The organism is Cellulosimicrobium sp. Marseille-Q8652, from assembly GCF_965112045.1.
Genome location: NZ_CBCOPS010000002.1, coordinates 746,027 through 771,547 on the forward strand (window position 1 = coordinate 746,027; position 25,521 = coordinate 771,547).

21 protein-coding genes are annotated in these 25,521 nt (G+C 76.1%); 14 read left to right on the plus strand and 7 right to left on the minus strand.

Annotated features, from left to right (window positions below; translation table 11 throughout):
- The first annotated feature begins 250 nt into the window (after positions 1 to 250).
- The 3 genes from ACWPWV_RS13150 to rsmD all read left to right on the plus strand — a co-directional run bounded on the left by ACWPWV_RS13150 (position 251) and on the right by rsmD (position 5,056).
- Complete coding sequence (locus tag ACWPWV_RS13150) at positions 251 to 2,125, plus strand: DAK2 domain-containing protein (protein ID WP_454043418.1); 1,875 nt, start codon at positions 251 to 253, stop codon at positions 2,123 to 2,125.
- Positions 2,122 to 4,380: an ATP-dependent DNA helicase RecG gene (locus tag ACWPWV_RS13155; RefSeq protein WP_454043419.1), complete on the plus strand. Its 2,259-nt coding sequence runs from the start codon at positions 2,122 to 2,124 to the stop codon at positions 4,378 to 4,380. Before ACWPWV_RS13150 ends, ACWPWV_RS13155 begins: the two co-directional genes overlap by 4 nt.
- A gap of 70 nt (positions 4,381 to 4,450) precedes the next feature.
- Positions 4,451 to 5,056 carry a 16S rRNA (guanine(966)-N(2))-methyltransferase RsmD gene (rsmD, locus tag ACWPWV_RS13160; RefSeq protein ID WP_454043420.1) on the plus strand — a complete coding sequence of 202 codons (606 nt, stop codon included), beginning with the start codon at positions 4,451 to 4,453 and terminating at the stop codon, positions 5,054 to 5,056.
- Between the two features lie 60 nt (positions 5,057 to 5,116).
- Here rsmD and ACWPWV_RS13165 read toward each other — a convergent pair whose 3' ends face one another.
- Positions 5,117 to 5,917 (minus strand): GNAT family N-acetyltransferase, encoded by an 801-nt coding sequence (locus ACWPWV_RS13165; RefSeq protein ID WP_454043421.1) that lies wholly within the window; start codon positions 5,915 to 5,917, stop codon positions 5,117 to 5,119.
- A gap of 161 nt (positions 5,918 to 6,078) precedes the next feature.
- On the opposite strand from ACWPWV_RS13165, the gene coaD reads away from it, so the two are divergent.
- The 6 genes from coaD to mutM all read left to right on the plus strand — a co-directional run bounded on the left by coaD (position 6,079) and on the right by mutM (position 9,909).
- Positions 6,079 to 6,576 carry a pantetheine-phosphate adenylyltransferase gene (coaD, locus tag ACWPWV_RS13170; protein ID WP_454043422.1) on the plus strand — a complete coding sequence of 166 codons (498 nt, stop codon included), beginning with the start codon at positions 6,079 to 6,081 and terminating at the stop codon, positions 6,574 to 6,576.
- Between the two features lie 23 nt (positions 6,577 to 6,599).
- On the plus strand, positions 6,600 to 7,217 hold the full coding sequence (locus ACWPWV_RS13175) for a hypothetical protein (RefSeq protein ID WP_454043423.1): 618 nt from the start codon (positions 6,600 to 6,602) through the stop codon (positions 7,215 to 7,217).
- 275 nt (positions 7,218 to 7,492) lie between these two features.
- Positions 7,493 to 8,011 (plus strand): YceD family protein, encoded by a 519-nt coding sequence (locus ACWPWV_RS13180; protein ID WP_454044539.1) that lies wholly within the window; start codon positions 7,493 to 7,495, stop codon positions 8,009 to 8,011.
- A 2-nt stretch (positions 8,012 to 8,013) separates the two neighbouring features.
- Positions 8,014 to 8,208 carry a 50S ribosomal protein L32 gene (rpmF, locus tag ACWPWV_RS13185; RefSeq protein WP_251151686.1) on the plus strand — a complete coding sequence of 65 codons (195 nt, stop codon included), beginning with the start codon at positions 8,014 to 8,016 and terminating at the stop codon, positions 8,206 to 8,208.
- A 5-nt stretch (positions 8,209 to 8,213) separates the two neighbouring features.
- Entirely contained in the window at positions 8,214 to 8,960 is a 747-nt protein-coding gene (gene rnc, locus ACWPWV_RS13190; protein ID WP_454043424.1) for a ribonuclease III, read from the plus strand.
- A complete protein-coding gene (gene mutM / locus ACWPWV_RS13195) occupies positions 8,953 to 9,909 on the plus strand; it encodes a bifunctional DNA-formamidopyrimidine glycosylase/DNA-(apurinic or apyrimidinic site) lyase (protein WP_454043425.1) in 957 nt (318 codons plus the stop codon). The genes rnc and mutM overlap by 8 nt, the downstream gene beginning before the upstream one ends.
- Before the next feature lie 11 nt (positions 9,910 to 9,920).
- Here the strand turns inward: mutM and ACWPWV_RS13200 are convergent, their stop codons facing one another.
- The 5 genes from ACWPWV_RS13200 to ACWPWV_RS13220 form a co-directional block, all read right to left on the minus strand.
- Entirely contained in the window at positions 9,921 to 10,862 is a 942-nt protein-coding gene (locus ACWPWV_RS13200) for an NAD(P)-dependent oxidoreductase (protein ID WP_454044540.1), read from the minus strand.
- Positions 10,863 to 10,996: 134 nt separating this feature from the next.
- Positions 10,997 to 12,883 (minus strand): thiol reductant ABC exporter subunit CydC, encoded by a 1,887-nt coding sequence (gene cydC, locus ACWPWV_RS13205; protein ID WP_454043426.1) that lies wholly within the window; start codon positions 12,881 to 12,883, stop codon positions 10,997 to 10,999.
- The gene (gene cydD / locus ACWPWV_RS13210; protein WP_454043427.1) at positions 12,880 to 14,595 is read right to left on the minus strand and encodes a thiol reductant ABC exporter subunit CydD; all 1,716 of its coding nucleotides are present in this window, start codon (positions 14,593 to 14,595) and stop codon (positions 12,880 to 12,882) included. Before cydD ends, cydC begins: the two co-directional genes overlap by 4 nt.
- Positions 14,592 to 15,728, minus strand: coding sequence for a cytochrome d ubiquinol oxidase subunit II (cydB, locus tag ACWPWV_RS13215; RefSeq protein WP_454043428.1), 1,137 nt, complete (start codon positions 15,726 to 15,728; stop codon positions 14,592 to 14,594). Before cydB ends, cydD begins: the two co-directional genes overlap by 4 nt.
- Positions 15,729 to 15,754: 26 nt before the next feature.
- Complete coding sequence (locus ACWPWV_RS13220; RefSeq protein ID WP_454043429.1) at positions 15,755 to 17,269, minus strand: cytochrome ubiquinol oxidase subunit I; 1,515 nt, start codon at positions 17,267 to 17,269, stop codon at positions 15,755 to 15,757.
- A 509-nt stretch (positions 17,270 to 17,778) separates the two neighbouring features.
- Here ACWPWV_RS13220 and ACWPWV_RS13225 point away from each other — a divergent pair.
- From ACWPWV_RS13225 to ACWPWV_RS13240, 4 genes are read left to right on the plus strand one after another with little or no spacing between them, the layout of a single operon-like run.
- Positions 17,779 to 21,636, plus strand: a complete 3,858-nt coding sequence (locus tag ACWPWV_RS13225) for an Rne/Rng family ribonuclease (RefSeq protein WP_454043430.1) — start codon at positions 17,779 to 17,781, stop codon at positions 21,634 to 21,636.
- Positions 21,633 to 22,262, plus strand: coding sequence for a GNAT family N-acetyltransferase (locus tag ACWPWV_RS13230; protein ID WP_454043431.1), 630 nt, complete (start codon positions 21,633 to 21,635; stop codon positions 22,260 to 22,262). The genes ACWPWV_RS13225 and ACWPWV_RS13230 overlap by 4 nt, the downstream gene beginning before the upstream one ends.
- A 7-nt stretch (positions 22,263 to 22,269) precedes the next feature.
- Complete coding sequence (locus ACWPWV_RS13235) at positions 22,270 to 23,805, plus strand: 5'-nucleotidase (RefSeq protein WP_454043432.1); 1,536 nt, start codon at positions 22,270 to 22,272, stop codon at positions 23,803 to 23,805.
- Positions 23,806 to 23,834: 29 nt separating this feature from the next.
- The gene (locus tag ACWPWV_RS13240) at positions 23,835 to 24,536 is read left to right on the plus strand and encodes a thymidine kinase (protein ID WP_454043433.1); all 702 of its coding nucleotides are present in this window, start codon (positions 23,835 to 23,837) and stop codon (positions 24,534 to 24,536) included.
- Here the strand turns inward: ACWPWV_RS13240 and ACWPWV_RS13245 are convergent.
- A complete protein-coding gene (locus ACWPWV_RS13245; RefSeq protein WP_454043434.1) occupies positions 24,485 to 25,111 on the minus strand; it encodes a protein-L-isoaspartate O-methyltransferase family protein in 627 nt (208 codons plus the stop codon). The genes ACWPWV_RS13240 and ACWPWV_RS13245 overlap by 52 nt on opposite strands.
- 170 nt (positions 25,112 to 25,281) lie before the next feature.
- On the opposite strand from ACWPWV_RS13245, the gene ACWPWV_RS13250 reads away from it, so the two are divergent.
- Positions 25,282 to 25,488, plus strand: coding sequence for a dodecin family protein (locus ACWPWV_RS13250; protein WP_454043435.1), 207 nt, complete (start codon positions 25,282 to 25,284; stop codon positions 25,486 to 25,488).
- The last annotated feature ends 33 nt before the right edge of the window (positions 25,489 to 25,521 follow it).

Here is a 25,521-nt window from a genome sequence, read left to right on the forward strand (position 1 = left end):
GTCGCGCGCAGGCAGCCGCGACGTAGTGAATGGTCTGTGGGTTCTGCTCGGTGGCTCGCACGGTGTGGGGCACGGACGACGAGGTCGTACGGCTTGTGGCGCGCGAAGCACCCGGGCAACCTCCTCAGGGTAGCCGATCGGGTGGTGTCTGCTCAAATGAGCTCCCGCGGCCGGGCCCCCGCGGCCGGGTCCCGGAGCAGAGACTACGGTGTTGCCGAGCAGCGACCGACCAGCGAGGAGCCCGACCGACGTGAGCCACCGTCCCGACGCGATGGACGCCGCGGACGTCCTCGCCTGGGCCCGCGGCGGGGTGGCAGCGCTCGGCGAGGCACGGTCGGCCCTCGACCGGGTGAACGTCGTCCCCGTCGCCGACGCCGACACGGGGACGAACCTGTACCTCACCTTCCTCGACGCGACGCGTGCCCTCACCGCCCTCGCGGCCCCCGCCGAGGCGCGTGCGGGGGAGCTGCTCGTCCGGCTCGCGCGGGGCGCGCTCGTGGGCGCGCGGGGGAACTCCGGGGTCATCCTCAGCGAGTACCTGCGGGGACTGGCCGTCGCGCTCGCCCCGCACGGGACCGTGACGGGTCCTGCGCTCGCCGGGGCGCTCGCCGCCGCGGCGCGCACGGCGCGGGGAGCGGTCGCCCAGCCGTTGCCGGGCACCATCCTCACCGCGGCGGACGACGCGGCCCGTGCCGCTGCCCACGCCGCGAGCCCGCGCGCGGCCCACGCCGCGAGCCCGTCCCCGGACGCCGGGGAGCACGCCGCTCCGGTCGTCGTGGCGGCCGCCGCGCACGACGGCGCCCGCGCCGCGGCGCTGCGCTCGAGCGGCGAGCTCGACGTCCTCGCACGTGCGCGCGTGCTCGACGCGGGCGCACTCGGCCTGACCCTCCTCCTCGGGGCGCTGCGCGTCGCCCTCGGCCGGGAGGTCCCGTCGGCCGACGGCGGTCCGGCGCGCGACGTCGTGTCGGAGGTGCTCGACATGATGTCGGGCATGGTGCCGTTCCGCGGCGCCGACCAGAGCCCGGACGCGCCGGGTGCCGGGCCGGGCGGGGGAGGCGAGCTCGAGGTCATGTACGTCGTCGAGGCGACGCGCCCGGTCCCGTCGTCCCCGGGCGCAGGGAGAGGCCCGGTCGACGTCGCCGGTCGTCTGCGGAGGGCGCTCGGAGCCGTCGGCGACTCGGTCGTCGTGGTCGGGGGGCGGACCGTCGGCGAGCACGACGACCCTCCCGGTCCGGACGGAGCCGCCCGCCCCGGCGGCCTCTGGCAGGCGCACGTCCACACCGACGACGCTGTCGCGGCGGTCGCCGCCGGCCGGGACGCGCTGCGGGTCTTCCCGCCCGGCGGCGCGTCGCTGCGCCAGGTGCGCGTCCGGCACCTTCCCGGCTCCGGTCACGACGTGGGGCAGCGGCCTGCCGGCCCCTCCGCGGCAGGAGCCGCCGCGGGAGAGGGGTCCGGAGGGGACGCCGTCGCGGCGCGTGCGGGCCGGGTCGGACTCGTCGCCGTGACGACGGCGCCGGGCCTCGTCGCGGACCTCGCGCGCGCGGGCGCCGTCGTGCTCCTGCGCGAGCCGGGAGACCCCGTGGACGCCGCCGCGCTGCACCGCGTCGTCGTCGACACGGGTGCGCAGCACGTCGCGCTCGTCCCCGGCACCGATCTCGGCGACGACGTCGTGGCCGACGCCCGCGCGGCAGCCCGGGCCGACGGGGTCGAGCGGCTCGACGTGCTCGACGCCCCGACGGACCTGCACGTCGTCGTCGCGCTCGCCGCGACGCAGCTCGTCGACCTGCGTGCGACGGGCGACGGGACCGGCGTCGACGCGGCGCGCCGCGCGGCCGCGGCGGTGCGGGCCGTCGTCGTCGAGGACGTCCGCGACCCCTCCGGCGCCGACCTGCCCGCGCGGCTCGGTGCCGGTCTCGACGACGTCCTCGCCGGGCCGACCGAGATCCTCACGGTGCTCGCCGACGACGACGTCGCGCCGGCGGTGCTGGACGCGCTCGTGGGGCGGGCGTCCGCGGACGGGACGGAGGCCGTCGTGCTCCGGTCGGGCCGGACGGGCGGCCGGGTGACCCTCGGCGCGGAGCCGCCGGGCGTCGCCGGCCCCGACGCGGGAGGGGTCGCGGGATGACGGACCGGATGGCCGAGCCGCTCGCCAAGGCGCTCGGGACGCGCAGCGCCGGTGCGCTCGCGAAGCTCGGCGTGCACACCGTCGGCGACCTCCTGGGCCACTACCCGCGCCGGTACGGCGACCCGGGCACGCTCACCGACCTCGGCGGGCTCGCGCTCGGCGAGCACGTGACGATCGTCGCGCAGGTGCGCTCGGCGACCGTGCGGCGCATGCGCAACCGCGCCGGCGCCATCCTCGAGGCGGTCGTCACCGACGGCCCGCAGCAGCTCTCCCTGACGTTCTTCGCCAAGGGCCCGGGCGCGCTGCGCTACCACGAGCAGCGGCTCGCGCCCGGCCGGCTCGGTCTCTTCACCGGCGTCGTCGGCGTCTACCGGGGTGCGCGCCAGCTCGCGCACCCGGACTACCGGATCATCGGCATGGACGACGACGCCGAGGACACCGAGAGCGCCGTGCTCGAGGCGAGCCGGCCCATCCCGATCTACCCCGCGAGCGGGAGCATCCCGAGCTGGAAGATCCAGCCCGCCGTCCGCACGGTGCTCGACCCGCTGCGCGAGGAGGACGTGCCGGACCCGCTGCCGGACGCCGTGCGCGAGCGGCACGGGTTCGGCACGCGCCTCGAGGCGCTGCGCGACGTGCACGAGCCGTACGACGAGAAGCAGTGGCAGCGCGGTCGCGACCGGCTGCGCTACGAGGAGGCGTTCGTCCTCCAGACGGCGCTCGCGGCGCGTCGGGCGCGCGCCGAGGCGGAGCCGGCGACGGCGCGGCCGCCGCGCGCGCCGGGCGAGCCCGGGATCCTCGCCGACCTCGACGCCGCGCTGCCCTTCGAGCTCACCCGGGGCCAGCGCGAGATCGGCGAGCAGGTCGCCCAGGACCTCGCCCGGCCCCGTCCGATGCAGCGGCTCCTGCAGGGCGAGGTCGGGTCGGGCAAGACCGTCGTCGCCCTGCGCGCGATGCTCCAGGTCGTCGACGCGGGCGGCCAGGCCGCGCTCCTCGCGCCGACCGAGGTGCTCGCGGCGCAGCACGCCCGCACGCTGCGCACGCTCCTCGGGCCGCTCGCGGAGGGCGGGTTCCTCGGAGGGGCGGAGCACGGCACGCGCGTCGCGCTCCTCACGGGGTCGCTCGGCGCGGCGGCCCGCAAGGAGGCGCTGCTCGACGCCGCGAGCGGTGCCGCGGGGATCGTCGTCGGCACGCACGCGCTGCTCTCGGAGAACGTGCAGTTCGCCGACCTCGGCCTCGTGGTCGTCGACGAGCAGCACCGGTTCGGCGTCGAGCAGCGCGACGCGCTGCGTGCCAAGGCCCGCACGAGCCCGCACCTGCTCGTGATGACCGCGACGCCCATCCCGCGGACCGTCGCGATGACGGTGTTCGGCGACCTGGAGACGTCCGCGCTCACGGAGATCCCGGCGGGCCGCGCCGGCATCACGACGCACGTCGTCCCGGCGGACAACCCGGCCTGGATGGACCGGACGTGGGCCCGCGTGCGCGAGGAGGTGGACGCCGGCCACCGCGCGTACGTCGTCTGCGCCCGGATCCACCCGGACGAGCCCGGGACCGACGCGCCGCGCGCCGGCGCGGAGGGCGACGACATCGACGAGGTGCCCGACTTCCTCCTCGAGGACGGGACGGCGGTCGAGCGCGCGCCGCTGCGCGCGGTGCTCGAGGTCGCCGACGAGCTGCGCGCGCACCCGCGGCTCGCCGGCGTCGCGGTCGGGGTCCTGCACGGTCAGATGCCGCCGGTGGAGAAGGACGCCGTGATGGCAGCCTTCGCGAGCGACGAGGTCCAGGTGCTCGTGTCGACGACCGTCGTCGAGGTCGGCGTGGACGTCCCCGAGGCGACCGTCATGGTGGTGCACGACGCGGACCGGTTCGGCATCTCGCAGCTCCACCAGCTCCGCGGCCGCGTCGGGCGCGGGTCCGCGCCGGGTCTGTGCCTCCTCGTCTCGACCGCGCAGCCCGGGACGCCCGCGTCGACACGCGTCGAGACGCTCGCGCGGACCACGGACGGGTTCGAGCTCGCGACGGTCGACCTCGAGCTGCGCAGCGAGGGCGACGTGCTCGGGGCCGCGCAGTCCGGTCGCGCGAGCTCGCTCAAGCTCCTGCGGGTCGTCAAGGACGCCGACGTCATCGCGACGGCGCGCGAGGACGCCGCGGCGGTCGTCGGAGAGGACCCGCTCCTCGAGCACCACCCCGCCCTGCGCGCGGCGATCGCGACCCAGCTCGACCCCGAGCGCGAGGAGTTCCTCGAGCGCGCGTGACCGACCGCGGACGGCACGAGCGCGACCTGGTCGCGACCGCGCGGAGCGCGCGCCTGGCTAGGCTGTGCGCGTGACGAGGATCGTGGCGGGGACCGTGGGCGGACGCACCCTGCAGGTCCCACCGCGGGGCACGCGGCCCACGAGCGACCGGGTCCGCGAGGCGATCTTCTCGCGGCTCGACCACTACGGCGTGGTCGACGACGCGCGCGTCCTCGACCTCTACGCCGGCTCCGGCGCGCTGGGCCTCGAGGCGGCGAGCCGGGGGGCGCGCGAGGTCACGCTCGTCGACTCCGCGCGCGTCGCCGTCGAGGTCGCCCGGCGCAACGTCGCGACCCTGGGCCTGCGCGACGTGCGGGTCGTCGCCCGGTCCGCAGAGGCGTTCGCCGCGGCGTCCGCGGCGGAGCCGGGTGCCGCCGGGGAGCCCTTCCACCTCGTGTTCCTCGACCCGCCGTACGACCTCGCGCCGGACGCGCTCGACCGCGTGCTCGACCATCTCGCCGCTCCCGGGGTGCTCGACGCCGCGGCCGTCGTCGTCGTGGAGCGCTCGGCCCGCAGCGCCGAGCCGACGTGGCCCGCCGGGTGGGAGCTCCTGGCACGCAAGGAGTACGGCGAGACGGCCGTGTTCTTCACGGGACCGGTCGTCCCGGACGACGAGGCGACCGCGGCCACGGGCTGAGGCGCCGCGCCGACCGGGCCGTCGAGCCCGCGCGGGCCGTCGACCCCACGAACCACCACCTCAGGTGCCGGGCGCACGCCGCTCGTCGTCGGCGAGGAGACCCACCGGGACCGCGGCGAGCGCGTCCGCGTCGGCGGGGTCGACCAGCGGGACGCTGCCGCGCGCGGCGTCGAGCAGCGCCCGGGTCGCGCCGTCGCCGGCGACGCGGCCCTCGCCCGCCCGGAGGTTCTCCTCGAGGAACGCGCGCAGCGGGCCGGCCGGGACCGCGTCGGGCAGACCGGCGGCGTCCTTGCCGCCGCGGTGGGGGAGCGCGACGAGCAGGAGGGCCGGCACGCGCTCCGCTCCCGGTCCGGTGCCCGGCTGGAAGTACGGGACGGCCAGCACCCGGGCACCGCGTCGCGCGTAGAAGCGCAGGCGCGCGGCGGGGTCGCCGTGCGCGGCGCTCGTCGCGTGGTGGGCGGGATGCTCCACCTCCGCGAGGACCAGCTCCGGGCCGAGCTCGCGCGACCACGCGTCGACCGCCGCGTCGAGGAGCCGGCCGCCGATCCCGCCGCCTCGTCGGCCGGGGGCGATCGCGAGGTACTGGACGAGGAGGGTGCGCGCGGACGGCGACCAGGCGCCGACCACGCCCGCGACGACGCGGGCGTCCTCCACGACGCCGAGGCTCCGCAGCCGCCCGGACGCGTGCTCGGCGAGGAACGTCGGGGCGTCGACCAGCTCCGCCGGGGGGAACGAGGGCACGAGGACGTCGCGGTGGAGCGACGCGACGAGCTCGGGGGTGTCGAGCGGCACGACGCCCGGGTCGCCCGGGCGCGCGCCGGCACCCGAGGCGCCGCGGGGGTGCGTGCCGTCCGCGCTCATGCGGCCATCGTCCCGCTCCGGGCGACGGTGCGCAGGTCGGGTGGCGCAGGCCCGGACGCGCAGACCGGCACGTGTCGGTCGGAGCGGAGCCTGGCCGCGCGGGCAACGTGGCCCGGTGCGTCGGTCCCGGCCTGCCGGGACCCGTGTACTACCGTGACGAGGTGACCGCAGCCGTCTGTCCCGGGTCGTTCGACCCGATCACCCTGGGCCACCTCGACATCGTGCGCCGCGCCCGCGCCCTCTTCGACGAGGTCGTCGTCGGCGTCGCCCGCAACGCGGCGAAGAACACGCTCCTGAGCGCCGACGAGCGCGTCGTCCTCGCCCGCCGGGCCGTCGAGCAGGCAGGCCTGGACGGGGTGCGCGTCGAGGTCGTCCCGGGGCTCCTCGTCGACTTCTGCCGGGAGATCGGCGCGACGGCGGTCGTCAAGGGCCTCCGGGGAGGCGCGGACTTCGACGCCGAGCTCCCCATGGCGCTGATGAACCGGCACCTGGCCGGCGTGGAGACGGTCTTCGTCGCCGGGGAGGCGTCGTTGCTGCACGTCGCCTCGTCGCTCGTGAAGGACGTGGCCCGGCACGGCGGCCCGGTGGACGACCTCGTGCCTCCGGGCGTCGGGGACGCGGTACGGCAGGCGCTGGCGCGGGAGCGCGCGAGCAGGTGAGCACGACGGAGAGGACCGGACGGATGAGCGAGCACGACGTGGCGCGGACGCGGGACGGGTCGGTGGGCGCACCGACGGGCGACGAGGCGCAGGCCGGGCTGCACACCATCCTCGACGACCTGGCGCACCTCGTCGAGAACGCCCGGACGATGCCGATGTCGGCCTCCGTCCTGGTGCACCGGGCGGACGCGCTCGCGCTGGTCGACGAGCTGCGTGCGGCGCTGCCGGTGCAGCTCGCCCACGCCGACGAGGTCCTCGCCGAGGCCGACGCGGTCCTCGAGGACGCGCACCGCCAGGCGGAGGAGATCCTCACGACGGCGCGCGCCCGGGCGATCGAGCTCGTCCAGGCCGAGCAGGTCGTGGTCCAGGCGCAGTCGCGCGCCCACGAGATCGTGGCCGAGGCCGAGCGGTCGGCCGAGGGGCTGCGCCGCGACGCCGACGACTACTGCGACCAGCGGCTCGCCGACTTCGAGGTCGACCTCGGCAAGGTGCTCGCGCAGGTCCAGGCGGGGCGCGCGAAGCTCGCGGGGCGCCTCGACGGTGCCGGAGCGTCTCCGGAGCCGTCGCCGTTCCCGAGCACGATGGCGCCGCGTCCGCCCGAGCGGTCGACCGAGCGGCCCGCGGCGCGGCCGGCACGCTAGCCGCACCCGGGGCTCGTTGGCCTCACCCTCCGTGGTGCCGTAAGATCGTCCTTTGGTTCGGTGTGCTCGTCCTGCCGACCGTCGCGAGGCCCCCGCCATGTTCCGCACGGCGCCTCCTCGCGCCGGTGACCGGCACAGTCGCCGGCCGACCGTCCCCGACACCGTCCATCACCTCGCCTGCCCCGCAGGTACCGACCCTGGAGCGCGCCATCGCCGCCGAGAAGACGTCGCCGCTCGTGCTCGACACGCACGAGCTCGGTCGGCGACCCGGGAGCATGCTCGAGGTCCGCCGGACGGTCGCCGCACCCGCGGACCTCGGGACGGCGGTCATCGGCATCCCCGAGGGCAGCGAGCTGGACCTGGACCTGCGCCTCGAGTCCGTGATGGAGGGCGTGCTGGTCTCCGGCACCGTCTCCGGACGGGCCGTGGGGGAGTGCGTCCGGTGCCTCGACGAGGTCACCGAGCCCGTGGCCGTCCAGCTCACCGAGCTGTTCGCGTACCCCGAGCGGGCGCAGGCGGCGCAGGACTCGGGAGACGATCTCGAGGACGCCGAGGACGTCTACGAGCTCGACGGCGACCTGGCCGACCTCGAGCCCGCGCTACGGGATTCCGTGGTGACTGCACTACCATTCAGTCCGGTGTGCCGTCCGGACTGCCCGGGCCTGTGCTCCGAGTGCGGAGCGCGCCTCGCCGAGGACCCGGGGCACACGCACGAACTTGCCGACCCCCGGTGGTCGGCGCTGGAGAGCATGTTCGACACCTCGAACGTGTCCGACGAGACGAAAGAGAGCTAGCCGTGGCTGTTCCGAAGCGCAAGATGTCGCGCAGCAACACCCGTGCGCGTCGTTCGCAGTGGAAGACGACCGCCGCGAACCTCACCACCTGCCCGCAGTGCAAGGGCGACAAGCTGTCGCACGCAGCCTGCCCGACGTGCGGCACCTACAAGGCCCGCCAGTACGCCGAGGCGCTGCGCACCGAGCACGCAGGCTGAGGCGCGTGGCACCGGCTGCACCGGCAACCGGTCTGCTCGAGAAGCTCGGGGTCCAGCTGGACCCCGAGCTTCTCGTCCTTGCGCTCACGCACCGGTCGTTCGCGCACGAGAACGGCGGCATCCCGACGAACGAGCGCCTCGAGTTCCTCGGTGACACCGTGCTCGGGCTCGTCGTCACCGAGACGCTCTACCGCCGCCATCCCGACCTCTCCGAGGGGGAGCTCGCCAAGATGCGGGCCGCGACGGTCTCGCAGAAGTCGCTCGCGATCATCGCCCGCGCCCTCGACCTGGGCCGCTACGTGCTGCTCGGCAAGGGTGAGATCCGCACGCGCGGCAACGACAAGGACTCGATCCTCTCCGACACGGTCGAGGCGCTCATCGGCGCCGTCTACCTGAGCCACGGCCTGGAGACGGCGCGCGGCCTCGTGCTGCGGCTCGTCGAGCCGCGGCTCGCCGCGGCGGCCGACCTCGGCGCCGGGCTGGACTGGAAGACCTCGCTGCAGGAGGCCGCGGCCGAGGCGGGCATGAGCCCGCCCGTGTACTCGAGCGACGCCGTCGGGCCCGACCACGCCCGCGTCTTCACGTCGTACGTGCACCTCGACGGTCGCCTGTACGGCACGGGCAGCGGCACGGCGAAGAAGTACGCCGAGCAGGAGGCGGCCGAGCGCGCGTACCGCACGATCGCCGTCGAACGGGCGCAGGCTCTGGCCGGGGACGCGGCCGACGGCGCGACCGAGGGCGCGGGTGCCTGAGCTCCCCGAGGTCGAGACCGTCCGGGAGGGTCTCGCGCGCCACGTGCTCGGCACGGTCGTGACCGACGTCGAGGTGCTGCGCGACTACAGCGTGCGGCGTCACGACGGCGGCCCGCCGGGGTTCCGCGACCAGCTCCTCGGCCTGCGCCTCGACGCCGCCGTGCGGCGCGGCAAGTTCCTGTGGCTCCCGCTGGGACCGCCGTCCCCCGCGCTCGGCGGGGGCCGTGCGGACGCCGCCCCCGCCGCGGCGCTGCTCGCGCACCTCGGCATGTCCGGCCAGCTCCTCGTGCGGTCGGGGACCGGGCTCGACGTGCGGTCGCCCCACCTGCGGGTCCGGGTCCTGCTCGAGCCCGAGGGCGGCGGGGACGCGCGGTCGCTCGACTTCGTCGACCAGCGCACGTTCGGCCACCTGTCCGTCCAGGACCTCGTCCCCACGCCCGACGGCGCACCGGGCGGCCTGGGCTCGGACCTCGCCGCCGTCCCGGGACCGGTCGAGCACATCGCGCGCGACCTGCTCGACCCCGCCCTGCGGCGCGACGTCGTGGTCGACGCGATCCGCCGTCGCCGGACCGGCGTCAAGCGTGCGCTCCTCGACCAGACGGTCGTGTCCGGCGTCGGCAACATCTACGCCGACGAGGCCCTGTGGCGCGCCCGCCTGCACTACGCGCGGGCGACGGACACGCTGCGCCGCACCGAGGCCCACCGCCTCCTCGACGCCGCCGCCGAGGTCATGTCCGAGGCCCTCGCGCAGGGCGGGACGAGCTTCGACGCCCTGTACGTGAACGTCAACGGGCGGTCGGGCTACTTCTCCCGCTCGCTCGCCGTGTACGGGCAGGAGGGCGAGCCGTGCCCGCGCTGCGGGACGCCGGTGCGGCGCGACGAGTTCATGAACCGCTCGTCGTACACGTGCCCGCGCTGCCAGCCCAGGCCGCGCAACGGCCGCTGGTGAGCGGTCGCCGCTCAGCGCGGGACGACGTTGCGCAGCTCGGCGCCGGCCCGGAGGGCGGCGAGGTTGGCGTTGACGAGGTCCGACGCGCGCTGCGGACGGTTGCCCGCGACGTGCGGCGTGAGGATCAGGCGCGGCGCGTCCCACAGGGGTGAGGCGGGCGGCAGCGGTTCGGTCTCGGTGACGTCGAGGGCGGCGCCCCCGAGCCGGCCCTCGCGGAGCGCGGCGACGAGCGCGTCCTCGTCCACCGTCGCACCGCGGCCGACGTTGACGACGACCGCGTGGTCGGGGAGCTGGTCGATCCGCCGCGTGTCGAGCGCGTGCCGCGTCGCGGGGAGCGCGGGAAGGAGCGAGACGAGGACGTCGGCGGTCGGCAGGACGGCGTCGAGGTCGTCGTCGGTCACGACGGGGAACCCGTGACGCTCGCCAGGGCTGCTCGCCACACCCGTGATGCGGGCGCCCAGCGCGGCGAGCAGGGGCGCGAGGCGTGCGGCGATCGAGCCGAACCCCCACACCACCACGTGCGCGCCGTCGAGCGTGTACCGCCGCGCGGTCGCCGGGTCCGCCTGGGCGTCGTTGACGGCACGGTCCCAGCGGTGGTCCCGCTGCGCGGCGCCGAGCTCGTCGAGGTGCCGCACCGCGGCGAGGACGAGCGCGAGCGCGTGCTCCGCGACCGGGCCGTCGTGGAGGGACCGCCCGGACGTGATCGTCACGTGCGGGCCGAAGCCCGCGGCGAGCACGGCGTCCGGACCGGCGGCGAGCGTCTGGACCCAGCGGAGAGCCGTGAGGCGGCGTGCGGCGTCGGCGAGGTTGTCGGCCGTGTTCCCCCACGCGACGAGCACGTCCGCGTCGTGCGCCCGGTCCGGGACCGGCGCCGCCGCGTCGTAGACCACGACGTCGTCGCCGGAGGCGGCGTCGACGTCCAGGTCGATCGTGTCGGGCACGAGGATCTTCACCGTCGTCTCCAGGGGTGTCGGGGTGCGGCGCACCGTCCTGCCGTCGCGCGGCACGTCGCGCCCGCGACCGTAGCAGCAGGTGACCGACCCGGCGCGGCACCGGCCGGGGTCGGGCCGTGCTTGCGGCCGTCGTGTCAGCCGGTCGGCGCGGCCTCCTGGTCGAGCGCCCAGCGGTAGGCGGGCAGCGCGAGCAGCTCCGCGTGCGTGCCGCGGGCGACGACGCGGGCGGGCGCGTCGGGGTCGTCGTCCGGTCGCCCGAGGAGCAGCACCTCGTCGACCGCCTCGAGCGCACCGAGGCGGTGGGTCGCGAGGACGAGGCCGCGGCGGCCCGCGGTGGCGCGGGTCGTGGCGACGAGCCGGCGGACGAGGGCGTCCGCGGTGCGCGGGTCGAGGTGCTCGGCCGGTTCGTCGACGAGCAGCAGCGGCGCGGGGGCCAGGAGCGCCCGGGCCACGAGGAGCCGCCGCCGCTCGCCGCCCGACACGTCCGTCGCGTCGGGGCCGAGGGTCGTGGCGACGCCCTCCGGGAGGCCGGCGAGCCATGCGCCGAGGCCCACGTCGCGCAGCACGGCCTCGGCCTCGGCCGCGGTGACGTCCCCGCGCGCGACGCGCAGGTTCTCGAGCACGGTGGTGTCGAAGACGTGACCGTCCTCCGCGACGAGCACGACCCCCCGGGCGGCCACGTCGCGCGGCAGGGCGGCGACGTCGTCGCCGTCGAGCGTCGCTCGTCCCGCCACCGGCGCGAGCAGCCCCGCGGCGGTCGCCAGCAGGGTCGTCTTCCCGACGCCGGACGGGCCGACGAGCGCGACCGCCCGCCCGGGGTGCAGCGTGAGGTCGACGCCCTGGACGACGGTGCGGGACCGCGGGCCGTCGGCCTGCCACGCGCACGCGACGTCGTCGAGCACGAGCGTGGTGCCGGCCGGGGGGACACCGTCGGTGCCCCGTCGCGCCGCCACGACGGCGGAGACGCGCGGCGCCTCCGGTGCAGGAGCCGGTGCGGTGACCGGTGTGCCCGACACGTCGAGGAGGTCCATGACGCGCTGCGCCGCCTGGCGGGAGCGGTGGAGCTGGACCGCCGCGGCCGGGAGCACGGTGGCCGCCTCGAACACGGCGAGCGGGGTGAGAACGACGACGGACAGCTCCTCGGGCGTCAGGGTCCCGGACACGACGGCGGGCATACCGAGCAGGATCGCCGCGAGCACCGCCGTCCCGACGGCCCCCGCGGCGAGAGCGGCGGACACCGCGGCGGTGCGGGCGCCGTCGTCGGTCGCGCGCGCGAGGTCGCGGTCCGCGGTCCGCAGGTCGGCGAGGCGGCCCGGGAGGCGACCCGAGACGGCGAGCGGGCCGGACTCCTCGAGGACCTCGAGCGCCGACGTGGTCATCGCGGCGCGTGCGGCGGCGCCGCGGACCTCGACGTCGCGCGCGGACCGCGCGGACAGCCAGGGCGCCACCACCGCGGCGAGCACGAGGCACAGTGCCAGGGCGAGGCCCGCGGCGGGGAGGAACGCGGCGACGAGCACCACGGAGCCGACGGACACGGCGAGCGCGACGCCCGCCGGGACGAGGGCGCGGACGACCACGTCGCCGACGTCGTCGACGTCGGCCCCGACGCGCGCGAGCAGGTCGCCGCGGCGCACGCGCACGAGCGCGGCGGGTGAGCCGCCGGCGAGCGCCGCGTAGAGGTTGGCGCGCAGCGCGGCCATGCCGCGCAGCGCGACGTCGTGCGACGCGAGCCGCTCGAGGTAGCGGAAGACTCCGCGTGAGATCCCGAACGCGCGCACGGCCACGACGGCGACCGACAGCGTGAGCACGGGCGGCATCTGCGACGCGCGGGCGATGAGCCACGCCGCGACCGCCGCGAGGGCGACCGAGCTGCCCAGCGCGAGCGTGCCGAGGGTGATCGCCCACGCGACGCGGCGCCAGCGCACGTCGAGCAGACGCACGGCCCGCCACAGCGGGTCGGAGGCGAGCCGCGCGCGCAGCGGTCCGCGCGGCGCGGTGGCACGGGCGGTGTCGCGGGTCATGCGGGCACCTGCGCCGGGGCGGTGGCGGCCGGTGCGGCCGACACCTCGACGACCTCGTCCGCGGCGCGCACGAGCGACGCGCGGTGCGCGACGACCAGGACGGTACGGCCCTGGTCGCGCCACGTGCGCACGGCGTCGAGCACGACCTGCTCGCCTCGCGCGTCCAGATGAGCGGTCGGCTCGTCGAGCACCACGAGCGGCGTGCGCTCCGGGTCGCCGAGGAGGGCCGCGGTGAGCGCGGCACGCTGCCGCTGCCCGACGCTCAGGCCGGTCCCGCCGCGCCCGACCGGGGTGTCCCACCCGTCCGGGAGGGCGGCCACGACGTCGTCGAGCCCTGCGGTGCGGGCCGCCCGCTCGAGCGCGGTGCCCTCGACCACGAGGCCGTCCGTCACCGACTCGCGCAAGGTCCCGGGAGCGAGCGCCGGGCGCTGGGGCAGCCAGGCGACCTGCGGCCAGTACGTCGGCAGGTCGATCTCGGCGAGCGGGACCCGCTCGCCCTCGGGCGCCGTCCAGGTCACGTCCCCGGCGTCGGGCCGCACGAGCCCGAGGAGCACCTGCACCGCCGTCGTCTTCCCGGCCCCGCTCGGCCCGACGAGCGCGACGACACGGCCCCGACCCGCTGACGGCGCGACACGCAGCTCGAGGTCGAGGCCGGCGGGCGCGAGGACGTCGCGCTCGCCCGCGCGCACGCCGACGCCGCGCAGGGTGAGCGTGGAGCCCGCGAGCCGGGGCGCCGGGCGCCGACCCGGCTCGGGGGCGGGCTCGTCGAGGATCTCGAACGCCTGCTGCGCGGCGGCGATGCCGTCGGTCGACGCGTGGAAGTGCAGACCGACCTGCCGCAGGGGCAGGTAGACCTCGGGCGCCAGCACGAGCACCGCGATCGCCGGCTCGAGCCCCATCCCGCCGTGCACCAGCCGCAGGCCGACGCCGACCGCCACGACGGCGACCGACAAGGTGGTGAGCAGCTCGAGGACCATGCCCGAGAGGAACGCGACGCGCAGCGTGCCCATCGTCGCGCGGCGGTTGGCGTCGCCGAGCGCCCGCACGCGCCGTTCGGGCCCGCGCGCGCGCCCGAACGCGAGCAGCGTGGGCAGGCCCGCGAGCAGGTCCAGCACCTGCGCACCGAGCCGTTGCATGACGACGAGCCGACGCTCCGACGTCCCGGCGGTGAGCTGGCCGACGAGGACCATGAAGAGCGGGACGAGCGGGATGGTCACGGCGATCACCAGCGCGGAGACCCAGTCCAGCCCGAGGACGACGGCGAGCGCGGCGGGCGTGACCGTCGCGGCGAGCAGGAGCTGGGGCAGGTAGCGCACGAGGTAGGGCTCGAGCGCGTCGAGGCCGCGCGTCGCGAGGGTGGCGACGGCCGGCCCGCGCCCGCTCGCGAGCCACCGCGGGCCCAGCGCCGCCGCGTGCGCGACGACCTGCTCGCGCAGCTCGGAGACCGTGCGCGTCGCGGCGCGCAGCGCGAACCGCTCCTGCGCCCACGACGTGCCCGCCCGCGCCGCGACCACGGCGGCCAGGAGCGCCACGAGGTGCGCGACGTCGGACGGTCCGGCCGTGCCCTGGATCGCCGGGGCGAGGATCGCGCCCAGCAGGAGCGCCTGCGCGACGACGAGCGCCGCCGTGACGAACCCGAGCACCGCGGTGAGGACGACGTAGCCCCGCGCGGCGCGCGCCTGCCGCAGGAGCCGCGGGTCGAGCGGCTTCACGCGCCGGAGTCCCCGCGGCCGGGACCGCGCGACCCGTCTCCGGTACCGAGCTCACGTCCTGCCGCGCCGCCCGACGACGCCCCGCCGAAGGCCGCCTCGCGGACCTTCTTCAGCGAGAGCCCCGCGGGCGCCGGGATGTCCCGCGTCGACAGGCGGCGACGGAAGACCCAGTAGGTCCAGGCCTGGTAGCCGATGACGAGGGGCGTGAGCACGAGCGCGACCCACGTCATGACGGTGAGCGTGTAGTCGGTCGACGACGCGTTGTGGACGGTGAGGGAGTTCGCGGGGTCGGTCGCGGGCATGACGTCGGGGTACATCGAGCCGAAGATCAGCACGACCGCGGCGACGATCGTCAGGGCAGAGAAGGTGAAGGCGCGCCCCTCCCGACCGCGGGCGTTGGCGACCAGCGTCCCGATGAGGCCGCCCGCGGCGGCGAGGACGGCGAGCCACGTCCACGGGACCGAGTACGCGACCTGTGCCCACACGGCCCACCCGCCCGCGAGCACGAGGGCTGCGACGCCGAGGACCCCCGCGTGCTGCCGCGCGCGGTGCCGGATCTCGCCGTCGGTCTTCAGCGCGACGAACACCGCGCCGTGCAGGAGGAACAGGCTGAGGGTGACGAGACCGCCGAGCAGCGCGAACGGCGAGAGCAGCGAGAAGAACCCGCCGACGAACTGGTGGTCGGGGTCGAGCTCGACCCCGCGCACCAGGTTGGCGAACGCGACGCCCCACAGGACGGCGGGCACCCACGACCCCACCTGGATCGCGACGTCGCAGCGCCGGGCCCACCGCGGGTCGGCGATCTTGCCGCGGTACTCGAACGCCACGCCGCGCACGATGAGCGCGACGAGGATGAGCAGGAGCGGCAGGTAGAACCCCGAGAAGAGGGTCGCGTACCACTCGGGGAAGGCGGCGAACGTCGCGCCGCCGGCGGTGAGGAGCCACACCTCGTTCCCGTCCCAGACCGGACCGATGGTGTTGATGAGCAGGCGGCGCTCCTTCTCGCGGTGCGCCTTGTCGCCCCGGGGCAGGATCGACAGGAGCATGCCCACCCCGAAGTCGAAGCCCTCGAGGACGAGATAACCCGTCCACAGGACGGCGATGAGCAGGAACCAGACGACGGCGAGATCCACGGTGGGTCGCTCCTAGCGGTGTCGCGTCAGTACGCGAAGGACAGAGGGCGGTCGGCGGACTCCGCGTCCGGGTCCGGTGGCTCCTGCGCCTCCGGCGACTCGTCGCGCACCGACAGGGGCACCCCTTCGACGGCGTAGCGCCGCATGAGGAGGAACCACACTGCGGCGAGCGCGCCGTAGACGAGCGTGAAGACGATCATGGACGTGAGGACCATGCCGGGGCTGACGACCGTCGAGACGCCGCGCTCGGTGAGCAGGCGGATCTGGTCGATGCCCGTCGGGTTGGGCGCGACGACCCACGGCTGGCGACCGACCTCGGTGAAGATCCAGCCGAACGAGTTCGCCAGGAAGGGCATGGGGATCGCGATCAGCCCGACGCGCGCGAACCAGACGTTGTCCGTGACCCGGCCCCGGCGCGTCAGCCACAGGGCCATGAGCGCGAGGAGCACGGAGCCGGCCGCCATGCCGATCATGAGGCGGAACGACCAGTACGTGATCGCGAGGTTCGGCGTGTACGTGACGGGGTCGCCGGCGGCGGTGGTGTCGCCGAAGCGCTCGGTCATCTGGTCCTGGACGTCCTCGACGCCGGGCAGGTAGCTCTCCGGACCGGAGAAGTGGCCCGTGCCGAGGTAGGAGGCGAGGCCGGGGATCTCGATGAGGTGCCGCACGTTCTCGCACGAGTTCGACAGGTCGCCGATCGTGAGGATGGAGAACGCGGCCCCCTCCTCGCCCTGGCACAGGGCCTCGGCGGACGACATCTTGCCGGGCTGCTGCTCGTACATGATCTTGCCCTGGATGTCGCCGGACACCGCGACGCCGATCCCGCCGACGAGCATCGCGATGACGCCGAGCGTCACCGCCGGGCGGTAGACGTCGCGCGCGAGCTCGACGTTCTCGGCCTTCCTCGTGCGGACGAGACGCACCATCCACCACGCGGCGATCCCGGTGACGAACGTGCCCGCCGTGAGCATCGTGGCGGTGATCTGGTGCGGGAACGCCGCGAGCAGGGTGTTGTTGGTGAGGACGGCCCAGATGTCGTTCATCTCGGCGCGCCCGGTCTCGGGGTTGTAGACCGCTCCGACCGGGTGCTGCATCCACGAGTTCGCGGCGAGGATGAAGAACGCGGAGAGGTTGGTGGCGAGGGCCACCGCCCAGATGCACGCGAGGTGGACCTTCTTGTTGAGCCGGTCCCAGCCGAAGATCCACAGGCCGAGGAACGTGGACTCGACGAAGAAGGCGGCGAGCGCCTCCATCGCGAGCGGGGCGCCGAACACGTCTCCGACGAAGCGCGAGTACTCGCTCCAGTTCATGCCGAACTGGAACTCCTGCACGATGCCGGTCACGACGCCGAGGGCGAAGTTGATGAGCAGGAGCTTGCCGAAGAACTTCGTGAGGCGCAGCCACCGCTCGTTCCCGGTGCGGACCCAGGCTGTCTGCATGATCGCGACGAGGGGGGAAAGGCCGATCGTCAGCGGCACGAAGATGAAGTGGTAGACGGTGGTGATGGCGAACTGCCACCGGGCGAGATCTAGAGCATCCACGTGCGCTCCTCGGGAGGCCGACGGGGTCGGAAGGACGACGCCAGGAACGGGGCGCCGCACGGCGCCGCCTCGTCCGACGGTACGCCCAATCTGCACCATCGGGAGCGGTCGAGATGACGGAAAGTGCTGAAATCTCGCCCCTTGTGACCATGTTCACAAGGTCGCGGGACCAAGGTCCCGCGCCCGTCCGACGATCGTCCCGGGAGGGGGTGCGTGTCGGCGGGGAGGGCCGGCCCCCCTGTGCGATACTGGGCGTGCCAGGAGGGCACCGCATCGTCCACCGGCACACACGTGCTTGCAGCAGTCGCGACAGCGGCCCGCGGAGCGCCGCCACGGGGCGAAGGGCCCGGTACGGCAGGCGCCCGCGCCGCCCTCGCGTGCCGCGGCCGTGACCGACGACTTCCGTCGCGGGGGAGACGCGCTCCGGTGCGCTCTCCCCGAGCGACGACCGACCGCTCGAGGGGCCGCACGGTGCGGGGCGGGGCCTCGAGCAAGCTGGAGCACGACGCGTGACGCTCGACAACACCTCCGACACCACCGCTGACGCCCCCTCGACGGGCGGCGTCGAGCAGGACCCCACCACGCAGGCGGGGCCGGTGCGCAAGACCGGTCGCCGTCGCGCGACCAGGAACGTCGCCCCGCCCGCGGTCGAGCCGGCCGTCGCCGCCCCGGATGCCGTCACCGCGAGCGCTCCCGTCGCCGCCGCGCCGGCAGCGCAGGACGTGCAGGACGCACCCCGGCCCGACGCCGGCGAGGAGACCGCCGCGCCGGCCCGGACGACGCGCCGGCCGCGCCGCGCCACCCGGTCGACGACCGCGGCCGAGGGCACCACCGACGACGTGCCCGCGGCGGCCGCCGCGACGTCGCGCGCCGCGTCGACGACGGACGGGACCGACGCCGCTGCGGCCGCCGGGACGCCCGAAGAGAAGGCACCTGCCCCGCGACGGGCGAAGAGCGCGGCCAAGCGCACGAAGGCCGCGCCCGCCGAGACGCCCCTGCCGGACGCCGGGACACCGGCGCTCGACGTGCTCTCCGAGTTCGGCCTGCGTGAGGCGCCGGCCGAGACGCCCGCGGACGCCCCGACCACCGGGCCTGACGCCGACGCGCTGCTCGGCGCGACCGCGGAGCCGCGTCGTGCCAGGCGGTCGAGCCGGCGTGCGACGTCCGCGACGAAGGCCGCCGAGACGGGTGCTCCGGGGGACGCGACGGACGACTCCGTGGCGACCGACTCCGTGGCGACCGGCGCCGCGTCGACCGACGCCGCGACGACCGGCGCCGCGCCCGTCACCGGTGACGCACCGGCGGCGGAGCCCGAGCCCGCCGCCGCCGCGAAGAAGCCTGCGCGTCGAGCGCGCCGGGCGAAGGCCGCGGCCGACGAGACCGCCTCGGCCGCCGCGCCGGCGAGCGTGACGTCCGACGCCCCGGCGCCCGAGCGCACCGCGCCTGAGCGCACCATGCCGGAGCGCACCACGCCGGAGCGCACCACGCCGGAGCGCACCGCGCCCGGGCGTACGAAGCCCGAGAGCGCAGCGTCCGCCCCCGCGGCTGCGCAGACCTCCTCCCCGGTGGCGACGACGGGCACGGGGACGCCGCGCCTCGCGACGACCGCGCTGCTCTTCCAGGCGCCCGACCCCGCCGCCGCCCCGCGCCGACCGCGCCGCGCCCAGAGCCCTGCCGGGCCGCCCGTGCACCACGAGACGGTGGCGGAGCCCGCCGCGGAGCCCGCGCGCGCGACGTCGGAGCGGCAGCGGACGTCCGAGCAGCCGGCGCCCGAGCGCCCGACGTCCGAGCAGCCGGTGTCGGCACCCCCGGTCGCGGAGAGTTCCGCGACCGCGTCGGAGCGGCCGGCCGGCCGGTCGTCCCGCTCGTCGCGTCGCTCCGCGGGCCGGTCCGCCGGTCCGGCGCGGCCGGCAGCGGCGGCGCCTGTCGAGCCGTCGCCCGCCGCTGCGGCGCCGGTCGAGTCGTCGCAGGCACCGGCGGCCGCCGCGGACACCCCGGCCGAGCTCGTCCTGAGCGGTGAGGACCGCGCTGCGGTCGAGGAGATCGAGGCCATCGAGTCGGAGCTCGTCGCCGAGGGCGTCGAGCTGTCCGACCTGGTCTTCGGCCCCGAGGACTTCGCCGACGCGGACCTCTCGGGCACTGTCGACGCGGAGCGCTCCGGCGCGGCCGACGCCGAGCGCTCGGACGCGGCCGACGACGACACGGCCGACGTCGACGCGGCCGAGGACGTCGAGGACGCGGCTGAGGGTGACGACGCCGAGGGTGCGCCGCGCCGTCGTCGTCGCCGGGGCGGCCGCGGACGCCGCGGGCGCAACGACGGCGGTCGGGACGGCGGCGAGACGCCGCTGGACGACGCGGACGCCGTCGACACCACCGAGGAGACGCCGGAGGACGCCGAGACCGACGAGCCGGCCGAGGGCGAGGACGAGAGCGGTTCGAGCCGCCGCCGTCGTCGCCGTCGTCGCGGTGGCCGCGGCGAGCCCGGCGAGGTCACGACCCGGACCCGTCCCCGCGAGCGCAGCCTCGCGGACGAGGTCACGGCGCTCAAGGGCTCCACGCGCCTCGAGGCGAAGCGCCAGCGCCGTCGTGAGGGCCGGGACGCCGGGCGTCGTCGCCAGATCATCAGCGAGGCGGAGTTCCTCGCGCGCCGCGAGTCCGTGGAACGGTCGATGGTCGTGCGCGAGACGCACGGGCGCACGCAGATCGCGGTGCTCGAGGACGGCGTGCTCGTGGAGCACTACGTGTCGCAGCAGTCGCAGACGTCGATGGCGGGCAATGTGTACCTCGGCCGCGTGCAGAACGTGCTGCCGAGCATGGAGGCCGCGTTCATCGACGTCGGCAAGGGCCGCAACGCCGTGCTGTACGCCGGCGAGGTCAACTGGGACGCCGCGGGCCTCGAGGGCCAGCCGCGCCGGATCGAGCAGGCGCTCAAGTCCGGCGACCCCGTGCTCGTGCAGGTCACGAAGGACCCGATCGGCCACAAGGGCGCCCGCCTGACGTCGCAGATCACCCTCGCGGGCCGCTACCTCGTGTTCGTGCCGGGCGGCGGCATGACCGGCATCAGCCGCAAGCTCCCCGACACGGAGCGCAACCGCCTCAAGAAGATCCTCAAGGAGGTCGTGCCCGACGGCGCGGGCGTCATCGTGCGCACGGCCGCCGAGGGTGCGAGCGAGGACGAGCTGCGCGCCGACGTCGAGCGCCTGCGCGGCCAGTGGGAGTCCATCGAGGCGAAGGCGAAGAAGTCGTCGAGCGCCCCGGCGCTGCTCCAGGGCGAGCCCGACCTCGCGATCCGCGTGGTCCGGGACATCTTCAACGACGACTTCACGTCGCTCGTCGTGCAGGGCGACGGCGCGTGGACCGAGATCTCCTCGTACGTCGAGGAGCTCGCCCCGGACCTGCGCGAGCGCGTCTCGAAGTGGACGGGCACGCAGGACGTCTTCACCGTGCACCGCGTCGACGAGCAGCTCGCGAAGGGCATGGACCGCAAGGTCTGGCTCCCGTCGGGCGGGTCGCTCGTCATCGACCGCACCGAGGCGATGACGGTCGTCGACGTCAACACCGGCAAGTTCACGGGCTCGGGCGGCACGCTCGAGGAGACCGTGACGCGCAACAACCTCGAGGCCGCGGAGGAGATCGTCCGTCAGCTCCGGCTGCGCGACATCGGCGGGATCATCGTCATCGACTTCATCGACATGGTGCTCGAGTCGAACCGCGACCTCGTCCTGCGCCGGCTCGTCGAGTGCCTGGGCCGGGACCGGACCAAGCACCAGGTCGCCGAGGTGACCTCGCTCGGTCTCGTCCAGATGACGCGCAAGCGCGTCGGGCAGGGGCTCGTCGAGGCGTTCAGCGAGACGTGCGAGCACTGCCACGGGCGCGGGTTCATCGTGCACACCGACCCCGTCGAGAAGTCGGGCGGTGGCAGCGGCCAGGGCAACGGCGGCGGGGCTCCCGAGGGCAACGGCGAGGGCAAGCAGCGCTCGCGCCGCAAGCGCGGCGGCTCGGCCGCGGAGCAGGGGGCGTCCCAGGACGTCCCGATCACGCTGCCCCACGCGGGCGTCCCGGTGCTGCCCGAGGTCTCCTCGCAGGCTCGCGAGGCGGTCAAGGCGACGCTGGCCACCATCGCGGCGGCGGCGGCCCACGCGCACGACCACGCGCACGAGCACGGGGACGAGCACGACGGCGACGTCCCCGGGCACGAGGGGCACGTCCCCGAGGGCGACGGCGGCGCGCGCGAGGACGACCCGGCGCAGGCTGCCGGACCGGCCACGGACGGGACGACCGCGGACCCGATCGACGACGCGGCCGGAGCCCCGGACGACGCGGCCGCGGCCGGGACCCCGGACGAGGCGGTCGAGGACCGGGCGTGACCGCGGTCCCGACGTACGGCGTCGGGCCCGGGGTGCGGCTGCGCGGGTGGACCCCGCGCGACGTCGCCACCTTCCGCGAGTGGATGCGGCCGCACCACGAGTGGCACCGGTGGGACGGGCCGTACTACCCGGTGCCCGACGACGCGGCGGCCGACGCGCTCGTCGCGCGCCTGAGGGACACCGCGGCGGCCGAGGCGCGCGACTCTCACGGGCTCGGTAGCGACGGCCTGCCGCCCCGCCGTGTGGTCGTCGCCGACGCGGAGGACCGCCTCGTCGGGACCTGCTCCTGGTACTGGGAGTCGGCGGAGACGCAGTGGGCACGCCTCGGCGTGACGGTCTTCGACCCGGCGCTGCGCGGCCGGGGTGTCGGGCGGGAGGCGCTGCGCGCCTGGACCACGTACCTGTTCTCGGCGACGGACTGGGTCCGCCTGGACCTCGCCACGTGGTCCGGGAACGAGCCCATGCTCGGGGTCGGTCGCCGGCTCGGGTACGTCGAGGAGGGCCGCTTCCGCCGGGCGCGCGTCGTGGACGGCGTCCGGTACGACGCGGTGGTGCTCGGCGTGCTCCGGGAGGAGTGGTCCGCCTGGTCGGGCGGCGTTCCGTCGGGGGCCGCGGGCCTGGCATAGTGCGCGCATGGGTTACGACCTCACGGGCCGCCTCGTCGTCGGCGTCGCCTCGTCCGCACTGTTCGACCTGACCGACTCGGACCGCGTCTTCCGGACCGACGGTGAGTCCGCGTACCGCGCGTTCCAGGAGGAGCACCTCGACGAGCCGCTGCGGCCGGGTGTCGCGTTCGGCTTCGTGCGGCGCCTGCTGGCCCTCAACGACCTCGCGGTCTCGCAGGACGACCCGCTGGTCGAGGTCATCGTCATGTCGCGGAACTCGCCGGAGACCGGCCTGCGCGTCATGCGGTCGGTGCGCCACCACGACCTCCCGATCACGCGGGCGGTCTTCCGCCAGGGCCACACGCCCTACGAGTTCATCCGCCCGCTCCACATGGACCTTTTTCTCTCGGCCGACGAGGCGTCGGTGCGCGACGCGGTCGCGCTCGGGCTCCCCGCGGGGTACGTGCTCGACCCGACGTTCGCCGACGAGCCGGGAGACGAGCTGCGCATCGCGTTCGACTTCGACGGCGTGCTCGCCGACGACTCGTCGGAGCAGCAGTTCCGCGGCGGCGACCTCGCGTCCTACCGCCGGCGCGAGGCGGAGCTGACGGACGTGCCGCTCGGCGGGGGACCGCTGCGCGACCTGGTCGTCGGGATCCACCGGCTCCAGGAGGTCGAGAGGGCGCGTCGTCGCGTCGATCCCTCGTACGACCCGCGCGTCCACGTCGCGCTCGTCACGGCACGCTCCGCACCCGCGCACGAGCGCGCGGTGGCGACGCTCAAGTCCTGGGGCGTGTCCGTCGACGACGCGTTCTTCCTCGGCGGGATCGACAAGTCGGGGATCCTCGAGGTGCTGCGGCCGCACATCTTCTTCGACGACCAGCGCGCGCACGTCGAGTCCGCCCGGCGCGCCGCACCGAGCGTCCACGTCCCGTACGGCGCGCTGAACCGCGACCCGGCACCCGGTCCGGCTCCCGCCGGTGCGGCGCCCGGTCGGCCGGTCCTCGCGACGGCGTCCTCGGCCCTCCCGCCCGCGTCCGACGACGCGCGGACCGTCGCACCGGCGTCCCCGGCGTCCCCGGCGTCCCCGGCGTCTCCGGCGGCCCCGGCCGCCACGGCTGCGGCCGCACCGGGAGGGTCGCCCGAGGGTGGGGCGAGCGCTGGCAGCGGCGAGCCGGACCGTGCGGTCGGAGACCCGCGCGCCGACACCGTCCCCGTGGACGACCCGCCTGCGCACGACGACGCGGCGGGCGACCGCCTCGCGGACCTCCCCCCGGGACCGAGCGCCCTCCCGGTGCCGGGCGTGGTGCGCGTGTCGACGGTCGTCGCGGCGACGCGGACCCTCGACGGCGCCACGGGGACCAAGGAGCTGCCGCTCGTGACCCGCGTTCCCGAGCTCACCGTGCTCGGCGGGACGCGGCCCGAGGGTGAGGGCGCCGAGGCGTCCCGGCGGGCACGTCGTGAGGACGCCCGGCCGTCGAGCGGTGCGACGCCGGCCGCGCCGCTGCCCGCGCCCAAGCCGCTCCCCGTCCGGCAGTCCCCGGGCCTGGCGCGGCACCGGTAGGCGTCGAGATGACCGGTCGGGTGGAGGTCGTGTCCGGGCCCATGTTCGCGGGCAAGACCGAGGAGCTGCTGCGCCGGGTGCGCCGGGCCCAGGTGGCCGGGCGACGCGTGCTGCTCGTCGACCACGTCCTCGACACGCGGCGGGGGAGCGGCACGGTGAGCTCGCACTCGGGGCTGTCCCTCGCGTCGCGCACGGTGCACGACGCGCACGAGCTCGAGACCGTCGTGGGATCCGAGGGCCCGTGGGACCTCGTCGCCGTGGACGAGGCGCAGTTCTTCGGTCCCGCGCTCGTCGACGTCGTCCAGCGGCTGGCGGACGAGGGCGCGGTCGTCGTGGTCGCGGGGCTCGACGTCACGTACGACGCCCGTCCCTTCGAGCCGCTGCCGAGCCTCGGCGCGCGAGCGGAGCGCGTCGACCGGCTCACCGCCGTGTGCGCCGTGTGCGGCGAGGACGCGCCCTTCCACGTGCGGACGGGGCCTCCCGCGCCGAGCGTCCGTGCCGACGCCGACGCGGATGTCGACGCCGACGCGGGGAGCGACGCCCGTGCCGGGGAGGGCGACGCGCTGGTCGCCGACCCGGCGCACGTGGGCGGGTCGGAGCGCTACGAGGCGCGGTGCCGGACGCACCTCACCGAGGCGCCCTGGCGCGACCAGGCCGCGTCGGTCGGGATGACTGCGGCTCAGGCGGGCCCGTCGTCGGGCGGGTCCTCGACGAGCGGGACGAACGAGTAGGAGCCGTGCTCGGTCGTGCGCACGCCGTCCGCGCCGCGCTCGACGAGCAGCATCGTGTGCCGGACCGGGACGACGAGCCGCCCGCCGGGTGCGACCTGCTCCACGAGCGTCCGGGGGAGCGCCGCCGCCGACGCCGAGACGAGGACACGGTCGAAGGTCTCGCCAGGCCGTCCGAGGACGCCGCGGCGCGCCGCCTCGAGCGACGCCCACGGGACGTCCGCCCGCGCGAGGTTCGCCGCTCCCCACGCCGCGATCTCCGCGTCGCGCTCCACGCCCACCACGCTGCCGCCGGGCCCGACGAGCCGGGCGAGGAGCGCCGTCGTCCAGCCCGACCCGGCGCCGACGTCGAGCACGCGCGCGCCCCGGGGGACGTCCAGGAGACGCAGCATCGCGGCGACCGTCGACGGCTGGGAGCTCGTCTGCCCGTGGCCGAGCGCGAGCGGCCGGTCCTGTCCGGCGAAGGGCCGCTGGGCACGGGGCAGGAAGCCACGCCGGTCGACGGCCTCCATCGCCTCGGCGACGGCGTCCCGGGGAGGGTCGACGGGGTCCCGAGGGGACCCGGCACCGGTGCCCATGCGCTCACCACCTCCCGACGACCTCTGGTCACCAGGCTGGCACGACCGCCCGGTGCCCGCCGCTCACCACCCGTCGCGCGTCGCCCTCCCGCTGGCGCGCGGCCCCGGAGGGCGGGACGCTCGAGGGAGCGCGGGCGCGCCAGGGCGCCCGTCCGACGGAGGGAGCGACCATGGCCGGAACGGTGGCGCGCGTCACGCAGATCAGCGCGCGGTCGGAGACGAGCTTCGAGGACGCGGTCCGCACGGGGGTCGAGCGCGCGAGCGAGACGCTGCGCAACGTCTCGGGCGCGTGGGTCAAGGAGCAGAAGGTCGAGGTGCAGGACGGCCGCATCGTGGCGTGGCAGGTGATGCTCGAGATCACCTTCGTCCTGGACTGATCCGGGGGCGTGCGACCGGCGGGGCGAGTCGGT

What these genes read in the sequence shown, in the direction of transcription:
- ACWPWV_RS13155 (WP_454043419.1), top strand. Translation starts at nt 2,122, where the DNA reads ATGACGGACCGGATGGCCGAGCCGCTCGCCAAGGCGCTCGGGACGCGC.
- ACWPWV_RS13165 (WP_454043421.1), bottom strand. Translation starts at nt 5,917, where the DNA reads ATGAGCGCGGACGGCACGCACCCCCGCGGCGCCTCGGGTGCCGGCGCG.
- ACWPWV_RS13175 (WP_454043423.1), top strand. Translation starts at nt 6,600, where the DNA reads ATGAGCGAGCACGACGTGGCGCGGACGCGGGACGGGTCGGTGGGCGCA.
- ACWPWV_RS13180 (WP_454044539.1), top strand. Translation starts at nt 7,493, where the DNA reads ATGCTCGAGGTCCGCCGGACGGTCGCCGCACCCGCGGACCTCGGGACG.
- cydC (WP_454043426.1), bottom strand. Translation starts at nt 12,883, where the DNA reads ATGACCCGCGACACCGCCCGTGCCACCGCGCCGCGCGGACCGCTGCGC.
- ACWPWV_RS13235 (WP_454043432.1), top strand. Translation starts at nt 22,270, where the DNA reads ATGGGTTACGACCTCACGGGCCGCCTCGTCGTCGGCGTCGCCTCGTCC.
- ACWPWV_RS13245 (WP_454043434.1), bottom strand. Translation starts at nt 25,111, where the DNA reads ATGGGCACCGGTGCCGGGTCCCCTCGGGACCCCGTCGACCCTCCCCGG.
- ACWPWV_RS13250 (WP_454043435.1), top strand. Translation starts at nt 25,282, where the DNA reads ATGGCCGGAACGGTGGCGCGCGTCACGCAGATCAGCGCGCGGTCGGAG.